This window comes from Rossellomorea pakistanensis, assembly GCF_016908495.1.
In the GTDB taxonomy this organism is placed as follows: domain Bacteria; phylum Bacillota; class Bacilli; order Bacillales; family Bacillaceae_B; genus Rossellomorea; species Rossellomorea pakistanensis.
The window spans coordinates 498,102-510,966 of record NZ_JAFBDZ010000002.1; the positions used below are offsets into that span (position 1 = coordinate 498,102).

Genomic DNA, 12,865 nt, shown 5'->3' on the forward strand with positions numbered 1-12,865 from the left:
TTCAGCCTTCTGTAAGTGCTTTCACTATAAACTAAAATATCACCAATAAAGGCTTAATTCAATTCTAAATGTTCGAAAAATTTAAAATAGTATTTTTTTCCTGTGCTAATAACTAATATTCTGGTATTTTTTTCATTTATACGATGATACACCTAAAGATATCCTCAGTATTTATATTCTATTATTTTAGGAGGTAAAAATGAAAAGGAAAAAGTTATATTGGCAGTTACTTATTTACTTTGGAATTATTATTCTATTATTTTCTTCTGTAACTACTTATATCTTGTTTAAAGAAAGCAGTGAAATGTTTCAGAAGGAACGGAGCCAGAATCAGAAAGTTCTCTTAGAACAGGCTAAAAAAAGTATTGATACAAGAATTCAGGTAGCGTTTAACGCGTTAATGCAGCTTCAAAATAGTGAGGATTATAAAGATTATATGAGAACTGATCATAATGAAGATTACTATTACCGGCAGCTTCAAGTATTAAAGGAATTGAAAAACAATAATTCTGCTTTTGCAAATTTCGAATATAAAATAGGTGTGATGAGCGATGATGTAGTAGTCACACAAGACTCTACTATGAATAAACAGAATTTTTTTAAGGAATTAGACTTTTCAAATGAAAATATAAAAGAGCTTCAGGACTATGTACATACTTCCACTCCGCAATATGGGAATCATAGGGTCTTGATTCTTTCAAACGTATCAAATAAAAAACAAAATGATTATATAACCTTGGTGAGAAAAGAGACCAGATATGATAAAAGAGACATCATATTTTTTATTTCCTTTTATGCAAAAAGTTTTTCATCATTTGTTCAAGGTAAAGATCAAGATGGGTTTGGGATGGTAACTAAGGATGAAATCAAATACCTGCAAACTAACTTAGCTACGGGAGAGGCAGAGGACATACTTAACCCTAAGGAATTAGGGAATTTCGAAGATTTAAATCTTGAGAGTGGATATGTATCCAGAGAAAATTCAAGCTATGATATCCATTTTGTGAAGTCAGAAATTTTAAGAAATTTGAACTATGTTTATTTCTCACCAAAACCAACACATATCGGTGTCATGAAGGAATTATATGTAAAATCCCTTTTGATAGGTGCTTCCTTATTGGTAATAGGAATACTAATGGCTGCCTATTTAGCGAATAGAACGATAAGACCTATTAAAAAAATTATTCATCATTTATCCCAATACCAGAATTATGAGGGGAATAATGAGCTTTTGTTTATTGAGAGTACTACATCGCACATCAGTACGATGAACGAAAATTTGAAAAAGGCCATCGAACAAAATTTGATGCCATTGAAACAAAAATTTCTTCAGGAATTGGTTATGGGACCCATTGGTAAAAGTGTATTCATAGAAAAAGCGAGTCATTTTGATCTATGTATTAAAAATGAAGAGTTAAAAGTGATGGTTGTCGAAGTAAATTCAAACACATTTCTCGAGGAAAACCTTTCAAAGGAAGGGATTTTATCTGTCAAACATCAAATCCTTGACATCTTAAAAGAAGAAGTAAAGCCTATGTTTGACTGTGAATTATTTGAATATGGCTATGAAAAAATAGTGTTAATTATTAATCAAAAGGATGAAGAAAGTATTGTTTCTAAACTAGCACCTTTATTCTCTAATATGAATGAAGAATTACAGCTTAATGTCATAACAGCTATTGGAGATTCTGTTAATGGGTTGGAAAACATCTATTTATCTTTTGAAAATGCCCAGAAAATTTTAGAAAATAGATTCGCCTTGGAGAGAAAAAATATATTATTCTATGAGGACCTTAAATATTTGGATCAAATAAACTTCTATTATCCTCTAGAAGTTGAACGAAGCTTAATTCAATTAATTGTGCAAGGAAATAAAGAAAAAGCAGAAAATATACTAAATCGTGTATTGGAAGAAAATTTGCATTCAAAAAAGCTGACTAATAACGCTCTTTCGCAATTTATTTTTGCTATTAGGGGAACAATTAATCGTATTTTACAAAACTCGAATAAAACTTCCAAAGAGATTTTCGGAAATGAAACATCCACTTTTCTTTTTGAACTTCAAAAGATTCAAGATAAAACACAGTTAGAAGAAAGAATTCGATCTACCTTTTCAGTTTTATTGAATCAAATAAGTACAGAAGAATGTAAAGAGGAATTATCTATTGCTTCAAGGTTTCTCAGTTATATCCATCATAACTACGAAAAAGATATATCTTTAAATGATCTAGCAGACGAATTCCGACTATCGTCTACCTATATTAGTACCATTTTCAAAAACCATACAGGTGAAAATTATAAAGATTATTTGAATAAATATCGGATTCTAAAAGCAAGAGAAATATTGGAAAGTGAAGAGGTGAAAATCAAAGAACTGGCTGGGAGGGTAGGCTTTAACAATGTCAACACCTTTATTCGTACATTTAAAAAATACGTTGGTCTACCTCCAGGACAATACGAAAAAAGTTTTTAATGATATTCACTTACTTTTTGACATGAACTTGGCCTTAATAGGTGGGTTCATGTTTTTTTATTCTATTAATCTTCAAATGGTCCGTTCATCATTTTTTAAGATTATCTACAAAAAATCAAATTTATGATTTTGAAAAGCATTTATATTCTCAAAATTCTAAATATAGTGAATTTTATGGTGTGATTATTAAAAAATGGAGATGGAGACTTGCTGAAATCTTTTTTATTATGTGAATTAACAGAACTTAAGGAGGGATTCTACTTTAGAAAAGGTGAAAACGCTTACTGGTATTGAAAGCAGGAAGGATGGTGACAATTGAGTAATCCAGTGTCGGAACTAAAAGAAACTAAAATCAATGTAACAAAAAAATCAACCTTAAACGCAAAGTTCAATATGGCTAAATCCATTATATGGAGAGATCGTTACCTATATTTAATGCTAATCCCATTTATACTATGGTATCTTATCTTTCATTATAAACCAATATATGGTCTGCAAATTGCGTTTAAAGATTATAGCTTATTTAAGGGGATTACGGAAAGCCCCTGGGTTGGATTTGAAAACTTTGCACGATTCTTCAATAGTGAGTATTTCGTAAGGAACTTAGTGAATACATTTATGATTAATCTTTGGGGCCTAATTTTTGCCTTTCCAGCTCCGATCATCCTTGCTCTACTATTAAATGAAGTAAAGAATATGGTCTTTAAAAAGACAGTACAAACTATCACCTATTTACCTCATTTTATTTCAGTAGTTATTATTGCTGGGATTGTAACAAATTTTTTAGCACCAACGAATGGACTTGTCAATATCCTAATTGAAAAATTGGGTGGAGAAAAATTAAACTTCTTGGCTATGCCTGAATATTTCCGGACTATTTATATTGGATCTATGCAAATTTGGAAGGATATAGGATACAGTGCCATTCTATATTTAGCAGCTATCGCGGGTATAAACCCGGCATTATATGAAGCTGCCAAAATGGATGGCGCAAACAGGTGGCACCAGATGTGGTATGTTACCCTGCCTGGAATGCTTCCGACCATAATGATTATATTGATTTTAAATCTCGGGAGCTTTTTAGAAGTTGGTTATGAGTCTATTATTCTACTTTACCAGCCAGCAACCTATGAAACGGCTGACGTTATTAATACTTATGTTTACCGTGCTGGCCTCCAAGGCGGAAATTATGAAGTTGGGGCAGCGGCAGGATTATTTAACTCGGTGGTAAGCCTAGTTCTAGTAGTCTTAGCCAATCGATTAAGTAAAAAAGTGACTAACTATGGATTATGGTAGGTGATGGGATTGAAACAGTCATTTTCAGAAAAACTGTCCACAATACTTATTTATACAGCTCTAGCGATTCTTTCTATTGCATGCCTTTACCCTTTTATCTATGTTCTTTCAGCTTCATTCAGTTCGGGCTTATCTGTTGTAAAAGGGGAGGTATTGCTATTTCCAAAGGAGATAAACCTTGATTCCTATAAGACTATTTTATCTAAAGAAGGCTTATGGTTAGCCTATGGAAATACGGTTTTTTACACAGTCGTAGGAACGGCACTTAGTTTGTTGTTGACAATTTGTGGTGCATATCCTCTTTCAAAAAAGAGATTGAAAGGTAGGACTGTTATCGCTTTTTTTGTCGCTTTTACATTGTGGTTTGGAGCGGGATTAATCCCTACTTACCTAAATTTCAAAGAATTAGGTTTACTAGATACACGGACAAGCATCATTGTTGGCTTTGCCGTGTCAGCCTTTCTAGTCATCATTCTTAGAACATTCTTCCAATCAGTTCCTGATTCATTAGAAGAATCTGCAAAAATGGATGGTGCTAATGATTTGCAAATCTTAAGACATATCTACTTGCCTCTTTCAAAGCCAGCATTGGTAACGATCGGGCTCATATATGCAGTAGGAAAATGGAACAGTTACTTCTGGTCGATGATTTTATTGAATGACGAAAGTAAAATTCCGCTCCAAGTCTTATTAAAAAAAATGATCGTAGAAATGAGTTTGAAAGAAGAGTTAACTGGAGCTATGGCTGTTGCCAACAAAATGTCACAGGAAACCTTTATTTACGCAACGATCATTGTTTCGATCATCCCAATTATTGTGGTTTACCCTTTCCTTCAGAAGTATTTTGTAAAAGGTACTATGATCGGCGGGGTTAAAGAATAATTTACATTCCTTAAGGGGGGAGGTGACCCAGAGCTATTAAAGGGTAAGAATGCCAATAAAAAACTGGAGGGTCAGAAGATGAAAAAAAGAAAATTAATGGCGCCGATACTAGCTGGTCTGATGATTTTTTCTGGAGGATGTTCTGATACATCTACTTCATCACAGGACAGTAAAGATGGGGAAGTCGAAGAATTAGATTTCTTTATGCACGCATCAAATGGTTATTTCATCTTTAACGATGATTGGGCAACTTTTAAAGAAGCAGCAGAAAAGACAGGAATAAAACTTAAGGGTACAGCACCAAAATCCTCCACAAACAGCGTAGAAGCTTTTAACCTGATGATCGCTTCAGGAGAGATCCCGGAATTAGTGCATGGGCAGAAGAAATACTTAAATAAGTTTGGTATGGAAGGAGCATTTCTTCCCCTTAATGATTTAATCAAAGAGCATGCTCCGAATATTCAAAAATATATCGAAGAAGATGAGGCTTTCTTAAAAGCTAATCAAGGTCCGGATGGAAATCTGTACATGGTACCGTACATCTCTGACGGAGTAGTAGCAGAGACTTATTTCATCAGGCAGGATTGGCTGGATAAATTGAACCTGGAAACTCCGCAAAATGTTGATGAATTTTACAATGTCCTAAAGGCCTTTAAAGAAAAAGACCCTAATGGGAATGGAAAACAAGATGAAGTTCCGTATTTCTCAGAAAGTAATATATTGGGTTTAAGTTCATTATGGGGAGCCTTTGATGATGTCTATATTGAGAATGGTGAAATAAAATATGGACCTTATGAAAATAAGTTCTCAACAGCGATGGAGAATTTAGCAGCGTGGTATGAAGAGGGATTGCTTGATCAGGAAATCTTCACAAGACAAAAGTCGAGAGAATATCTGTTAGGCAATAATTTAGGAGGAGCTTCACGTTATTATCCGGGAAGTACAGCTGGATATAATGACACATTAAAAGAAAGCGTACCAGGAATAAACTTTGTCGTTATGTCTCCTCCTGAAAATACAGAAGGGAAACGAATCGAGCCAACCAAGAGATCCGATTATGGAAATAATCTAGGGGTTGCCATCAGTGCAGAGGTCGAAAACCCAGAGAAAATGATTAAATATCTTGATTTCTTCTACAGTGAAGAAGGCAGAAGGTTAATGAATTATGGTATAGAAGGCGAAACATACGAGATGAAGAATGGAAAGCCGCAATTTACGGAAAAGGCGTTAACTGCTAATGATGGAAATATAGTTGAAAACCTGCGTTCTTATGGTGCCCAGGTTCCATTCTCTTTCCACCAGGATTTTGAGTATGAAAAACTTTGGATGAACCCTATTGCCGTAAAAGGAATTGAGGAGTATACGAAAGGTGATTATTTTATAGAGGAAATGCCAAATCTTTCTTTTACTGAAGAAGAGGAAAAAATTTTAACCGATATAGGCACACAAATTCGGACTTACAAAAGCGAAACGGTACAAAAATGGATAATGGGTGCAGACAAAATCAATCATGATGAATTTAAGAAACGTTTACAAGACATGGGATTTGAAAAATTTATTGAAGTTTACAATGAGGCTTACAAGCGTTATCAAAATAGTTAAACTCTTAATTTAGTGAATAGATGGGGTGTTAGTTCTCCCCCCTGAACTAACACCTTTCATTAGGGATCCTTTGAGGAAGATTTGGAAGGGAGAAGTACATGAAGTTTAATCAAATTCCTATATTGCATAATCCCCTTAAAACTAGAGAGGATGTAATGGAAGCTGTATCCCAGCTCTGTACTCCATTAGTTGGTTATTACTCGAACAATAAGGCATTATTGGATATCGGTAAAACGAGTGCCATTTCAAGAAACCAAGTCATTCAAATGGAGGGATTTTCACGTCCATTATGGGGACTGGCCCCTTTTTGGAAAGGCGGTGGGGAATCAAAAATATTAGAGGGTATATATATAGAAGGAATAAAAAATGGGACCAACCCCGAAAATCAGGAATACTGGGGCACAATAACAGATGTAGATCAAAGAATGGTTGAAATGGCTGCCCTATCATTAGGACTGATTTTAGTACCTGATAAAATCTGGGACCCTTTAACTGAAAAAGAAAAAGAAAATTTGTATCAATGGTTAAATCAGATTAACAAAAAACAACCTGTCGATAATAACTGGTTGTATTTTAGAGTAATGGTTAACTTAGCTTTTGATACCCTAGGACTAGATTATGATAAAAGTCTTCAAGAAAAAACATTAAATAGATTAGAAGAATTCTACTTGGGTGATGGATGGTTTTCCGATGGAAATACGCCTCAAATTGATTACTACGTTCCTTTTGGCTTTTACTTTTACGGGCTTATTTATGCGGAAGTGATGAAGAATAAGGATTCTGAACGTGCAGAGAGATATAAAGAAAGAGCACAAGTCTTTGCTAAAGAGTTTATTTATTGGTTTTCTGAAGACGGCTCATCTATTCCTTTTGGAAGAAGCTTAACCTATCGATTTGCCCAGGGAGCTTTTTGGAGCGCGCTAGCCTTTGCTAACATCGAAGTGTTCTCATGGGGTGTTATGAAAGGTATTATATTACGCCATTTAAGGTGGTGGCTAAGTAAACCAATTTATCATTCAGATGGTGCTCTAAGCATTGGATATACCTATCCGAATTTAATGTTGGCAGAAAAATATAATGCACCTGGTTCACCCTATTGGGCATTAAAAACATTCTTATTATTAGCTCTTGACGAGAATCACCCAATATGGTCTGCAGAAGAAGAACCTTTGCCTAAATTAGAAGATGTTAAGTCATTAAAGTATCCTAATATGATGATTTCAAGAGATGGAGACCATGTTGTTGCCCTGACTTCAGGACAATACGCTTTATTCGAACCGGCTCACACTGCTGAAAAATATGCCAAGTTTGCATACTCCACTTCTTTTGGATTCAGCGTTCCAAAAAGTCAATTTGATTTATCACAAGGTGCTTTCGACTCGATGCTCGTCTTCAGTGAAGACCATATGTATTATCGAGGGCGTAGAAAATGTGAAGAAGTAAAAATGGATGGCAAGTCGATTTACTCGCGTTGGAAACCGTGGAGTAATGTTCAAGTTGAAACATGGTTGGTGCCATTGAAAGGATGGCATGTGAGAATTCATAAAATTCAATCAGAAAGAGAACTAATTACGGCAGAGGGAGGCTTTGCCATTGCACGAGAAAAGCCGGTAAGTCTTCAAAACTCGCATCAGGAATTGAGGGATATAGACAGTATTGGAACGATTTGCCCTTGGGGTCTAAGTGGTATAAAGAACCTTATGGGAGAAAGAATCCCATCATTGGTATTAGCTGATCCGAATACAAATGTTCTTCATTCTTCTACTTCATATATTCCAACTTTAAGCGGGAAGATTTCACGAGGTACACATCTATATGCTTCAGCTGTAATAGGAAATAATGATTTTGAAAGCGGAAAAGTACTTTGGGCTCAAAAGCCTACCTTACATTTCCAGGAAGAAGACTTGGTCATCGTCAATCAATATAACGAAGAGATATATAAACTAGATGGGATTAATCTGAAAACAACAGTTTAGGGAGGGGAAAAAATGATAAAAACAATAGACAAAGAAATTAAGAGTGAATGTATTCAAAAAATAGAAAGGTATGAAACCCCGCCTGTGTTTACAAAAGAACATGCCAGGAAAGCCATTCAACATGTATTGAAAAAAATAGATCAAAAAATCCCGAGATTCTCCCACCAGTTTCCTGCTCCATGTACGTCGAACAATAGGTTTGACGCAACTGAAAATGTGGAATGGACTCCAGGTTTTTGGACGGGAATGCTTTGGCTTGCTTACGAAGTGACAGGTGATAAGAAATATAGAGACATTGCGGAGGTCCAATTTGAGACCTATCGGGAAAGAATTGAAAAGCAAATCATGACGAATACCCATGACTTGGGATTTCTATATACGTTATCCTGTGTAAATGCCTATAAATTAACTGGAAATCAAGCAGCGAGAACGGTAGCACTAAAGGCAGCGGATTTATTGTTGGCGAGGTTTCATGAAAAGGCTGGAATTATTCAGGCATGGGGAGATTTAACAAATCCCAAACAGCGTGGGAGGATGATTATTGATTGTAATATGAATCTACCATTACTATATTGGGCTTCAGAGGAAACGCATGATCCTAAATATAAGAAAGCAGCCTACCAACATATTCTTCAGGCATTAAACTATATCGTGCGAGAAGATGCATCAACCTATCATACATTTTATATGAATCCAGAAACAGGGGAACCTATTAAGGGTGATACACATCAAGGATATTCTGATGAATCCTGCTGGTCGAGGGGACAAGCCTGGGGAATCTATGGGTTTCCATTGAGCTACTTATATACAAAAGATGAACAATTATTCTCGGTAAGTGAAAAATTAAGTAACTATTTTCTTAATAGACTACCAGATGATTATATTTGCTATTGGGATTTAATTTTTACAAATGGAGAAGAAGAAAGAGACAGTTCGGCTGCAGCTATTGCAGCATGTGGATGGTTGGAGATGGTCAAGCACATGCCGGTACTGGATAACTACCGTAGGTATTATGAAAATGCAACTCTCCATATTATTTCATCTTTATCAAAGAATTATCTAACGAAAGAAGATGATTCGGAAGAGGGCGTATTGCTTCACAGTGTTTATAATAAAAAGCTTGGTCATGGAATCAATGAAAGTAGTATGTGGGGGGATTATTTTTATTTTGAGGCACTGGTGAGAACTTCGAAAAACTGGCAATTGTACTGGTGAAAGAAAGGTAGGTGGTTTAATAATGGAAATCAACGGAGTAGTGGGAAGACTATATAAAGGGATGGAATGGATTTCAAAACTTGTTTATATACAATTTCTATGGGTTCTTGGTACTTTTTCTGGACTCATCATTGGCGGATTGTTTCCTTCAACATTGGCCATGTATACATTACTTAGAAAAATGATTATACAAAAAGAGGAATTTTCATTTTCTAAAACGTATTGGCAATCGTTTAGAAGGGAGTTTTGGAAATCTAATCTGTTAGGAGTGCTAGTAGGCATCATGGGTTTTATCCTCTATTTTTATCTGGTCCTTCTTAAAGATCAGGAAGGTATCCTTTTTACAGTTTTGTATATACTGCTGCTATCTCTTACATTCACAATGATCATTACAATTCTTTTCTTAGCTCCGGTTGTCGTTCACTATAAACTACCAACTTTACAATATGTGAAACTATCCTTTCTATTAACGATTTCATACCCTTTTCATGGTCTTTCTATGATGGGCGGTCTTGTAGCTTTTTATTTTATCTTTTCTTACGTACCAGGTCTCATACCATTCTTAAGCTTTAGTGTTTTAGCATGGTTTTTAATGTTTATGGCCAACCTTGCTTTTGAAAAAAACAAACAAGAAGTGACTGAAAATCTATCATTATAAAAAATTCCTCTAATTTTGAAAGAAGGGTGACGCATGCAGGAACAGATAGTAGAAAATAAAAAATCGATTGATTGGTTTACGGAATCAAGATTCGGAATGTTTATTCATTGGGGGCTTTATGCTGCAATTGGGAAAAGTGAATGGACCATGTATGGTCAAAAAATCCCTGTAAAAGAGTATGAGAAAATAGCAGCAACCTTTAACCCTAAAAGGTTTAATGCTAAGGAATGGGTAAGTGTTGCTAAGGAAGCAGGTATGAAATATATAGTGATTACAGCTAAACATCATGATGGTTTTGCAATGTTTAAATCGGAGACTGAACCATTCAATATTGTAGACTCTACTCCATTCGAACGAGACCCACTAAAGGAACTCGCAGAGGAGTGTGCAATACAGGGATTGAAACTATGCTTTTATTATTCGCATGTTATTGATTGGCATCATCCTCATTCGATTCATGAGCATTGCAACAATACTTGGGATTATCAGCTTGAAGAAAAATCCTTCTACAATTATTGGAACCGGCTTGTTAAACCACAAATTACAGAGTTATTGACCCAATACGGACCGATAGGGATAATATGGTTTGATACTGCAGGAGGGCTTTCAAAAAAAGATAGTGAAGAAATCGTTCAGTTAGTTAAGAAGTATCAGCCTGATTGTTTAATAAACAGCCGAGTTAGTCACTGGCCCAATTTTGGAGATTACCAATCTAAAGGGGATAATGAAATACCAATGTACGGAGAAGGTACTAAAGCATGGGAAACCCCTATGACATTAAATAAATCTTGGGGGTACAATGAACAAGATGATAATTATAAGACCACCGAATCGATTATAAGGAAAATGGTTACTATTTTTAGCAAAGGAGGGAATCTCCTTCTAAATGTAGGTCCCACTAGTCTTGGGGAAATTCCAATCCCTTCTGTAGAAAAATTGAAGGAAATTGGGGCGTGGATGAATGAAAATGGGGAGGCCGTTTACGGTACAAAAGAAAGTCCGTTTCCTTATGAGTTTGACTGGGGTGCGATTACAGTTAAAGGAAAAAAGGTTTACCTTCATATTCAAAATAACAAATGGTCTACTGGCTCTATTCGAATTAATGGATTTAAAAGCAAAGTCAAGAAAGTCTATCTTCTTTCAGAGCCCCATCTAAACGTTCCTTTTGAGCAAAATTCTGTGGAATTTGTGGGCTTGTACAATCTGCATTTGAATCTGCAAAATGAACCGCCTTCTGAATTCATTTCAGTAGTGGTCGTTGAATTAGAAGGAGAATTACAAATTGATTCTACTTTTATTGAACAATCAGGGATGATAAAGCTAGATCTTGGACATTCCATAATAGAAAAGGAACATGATCATAATGTAGCAAAGTGGAAGGTGAAAATCGCAGAAAAGGGAAAATATGAAATTCGCTTAATAACCTATAAAAAAGCAGGAACGAATTGGGCAGATGAATTTAACCAGGATATGATCCTTCGATTTGGAAATAAAACCAAAAATGTATTACCTAAAGAAGATAAAATTGTAACGGACTCGGACAACTGTCAGTATCCGTATTCTGAGGTGCAAAGTCATTTAGGAACCTTTGATATCGAAACGATAGGTCTATTTTCGTTAGAACTGGGTTCAAATAGGATTAAAGAAAAGGCAAAAGGTCCGGAAATTTGGCAAGCGGAAGCAGTCAAAATAAGAACAATCCAAATAATAAAAACCAATTAGGAGCTTTCGTTTTCAATTTTAAACTCCAAATTATAGAGAAATAAAAATATTAACCGATAAGAGTGCAAAATCTATGATGGATATAGCACTCTATTTTTGTTGTTTTTTAATGGATAAAACTTACAGTTCCAAAACTTTTCCCACAGCCCAATTCACACAAAACCTTCAGCGATACCTGCTGAAACAGGCAGCTCTTTTACACCTTCTGATGTTCATTCCAAAACATATTCCCGCTTTTTATTAACTCTCTATTCCTCGCATATGGAGCAATAGATAAAACTATGCATTCTCAGGGGGGGGGATGATTTGGGCTTTATTGAGGTTTTTGGATGGACTATCACTTTGATTTATAGGAATAACTTTTATTTGGTCATTGGCAGTAATTTAAAAATCGAAAGCAACGGTAAAGACGGAGGAAGAAGTGAAGAGTATAATTCTTTTCTATCTTTTGAATGAAAGAAGACTCTAGAGTGTTAAGGGGAGGAGTCAGGTTCTCCCCTTTTCAAAATTTTGACCTTAAGTTCATTATAATTCTTGAGATAATCGAATCATATCCCTGCACTGTATACCATTCTCAAATATTTCATCTGTATAGTGTCTAATAAAAAAGTCTAAATCAACGCCAATGATCCTAAAACCACATTTTTGATAAAGGGCTAATTGTCCTATGCCTGCATTTCCAGTACCGATTTCGATTGTTTTAAACCCTTTTGACCTGGCTGTTTGAATGGCATCCATGACTAACTGTTTTCCTATCCCTCTACCGTGATGCTCCTCTACAACGGCTACATTTACCAATTCTACCGTATTAGGCCTTGTGGGAAGGAGGACATAAACTCCGACAATATGATTCTCACTTTCGGCTACATAACATTCCCCTCTATTAATGTATTCCTTGACAATGGATAGGGAAGGATCTGCTAATAACAACAAGCTCATTGGTGGAGTTTCACCACTGTATAGTTTTCTAATATTCATAATGTTCTCCTTAAGTCTTTTGTATTTTTCTCCATTTTACCATCCTAATCCTATAATCGTTAA

The 12,865-nt window shown here is 35.4% G+C and carries 10 protein-coding genes; 9 read left to right on the forward strand and 1 reads right to left on the reverse strand.

Going from position 1 to position 12,865, the window contains the following annotated elements:
• Positions 1-199: 199 nt before the first annotated feature.
• From JOC86_RS10130 to JOC86_RS10170, 9 genes are all read left to right on the forward strand, one after another.
• Entirely contained in the window at positions 200-2,473 is a 2,274-nt protein-coding gene (locus JOC86_RS10130) for an AraC family transcriptional regulator (protein WP_205171705.1), read from the forward strand.
• Positions 2,474-2,788: 315 nt separating this feature from the next.
• Positions 2,789-3,769 (forward strand): ABC transporter permease, encoded by a 981-nt coding sequence (locus JOC86_RS10135; RefSeq protein ID WP_239587517.1) that lies wholly within the window; start codon positions 2,789-2,791, stop codon positions 3,767-3,769.
• A gap of 3 nt (positions 3,770-3,772) precedes the next feature.
• Positions 3,773-4,651, forward strand: coding sequence for a carbohydrate ABC transporter permease (locus JOC86_RS10140; RefSeq protein WP_205171708.1), 879 nt, complete (start codon positions 3,773-3,775; stop codon positions 4,649-4,651).
• A gap of 78 nt (positions 4,652-4,729) precedes the next feature.
• On the forward strand, positions 4,730-6,253 hold the full coding sequence (locus JOC86_RS10145; protein WP_205171718.1) for an extracellular solute-binding protein: 1,524 nt from the start codon (positions 4,730-4,732) through the stop codon (positions 6,251-6,253).
• Between the two features lie 98 nt (positions 6,254-6,351).
• Positions 6,352-8,229 carry a DUF2264 domain-containing protein gene (locus JOC86_RS10150; RefSeq protein ID WP_205171721.1) on the forward strand — a complete coding sequence of 626 codons (1,878 nt, stop codon included), beginning with the start codon at positions 6,352-6,354 and terminating at the stop codon, positions 8,227-8,229.
• 12 nt (positions 8,230-8,241) lie between these two features.
• Positions 8,242-9,444, forward strand: a complete 1,203-nt coding sequence (locus tag JOC86_RS10155) for a glycoside hydrolase family 88 protein (protein WP_205171724.1) — start codon at positions 8,242-8,244, stop codon at positions 9,442-9,444.
• Positions 9,445-9,466: 22 nt separating this feature from the next.
• Positions 9,467-10,102 (forward strand): YesL family protein, encoded by a 636-nt coding sequence (locus JOC86_RS10160; RefSeq protein WP_205171727.1) that lies wholly within the window; start codon positions 9,467-9,469, stop codon positions 10,100-10,102.
• Positions 10,103-10,135: 33 nt separating this feature from the next.
• A complete protein-coding gene (locus JOC86_RS10165) occupies positions 10,136-11,824 on the forward strand; it encodes an alpha-L-fucosidase (RefSeq protein ID WP_205171730.1) in 1,689 nt (562 codons plus the stop codon).
• 306 nt (positions 11,825-12,130) lie between these two features.
• Positions 12,131-12,280, forward strand: coding sequence for a hypothetical protein (locus JOC86_RS10170; protein ID WP_205171732.1), 150 nt, complete (start codon positions 12,131-12,133; stop codon positions 12,278-12,280).
• Positions 12,281-12,349: 69 nt separating this feature from the next.
• Here JOC86_RS10170 and JOC86_RS10175 read toward each other — a convergent pair whose 3' ends face one another.
• Complete coding sequence (locus JOC86_RS10175; RefSeq protein WP_205171734.1) at positions 12,350-12,802, reverse strand: GNAT family N-acetyltransferase; 453 nt, start codon at positions 12,800-12,802, stop codon at positions 12,350-12,352.
• Positions 12,803-12,865 lie beyond the last annotated feature (63 nt).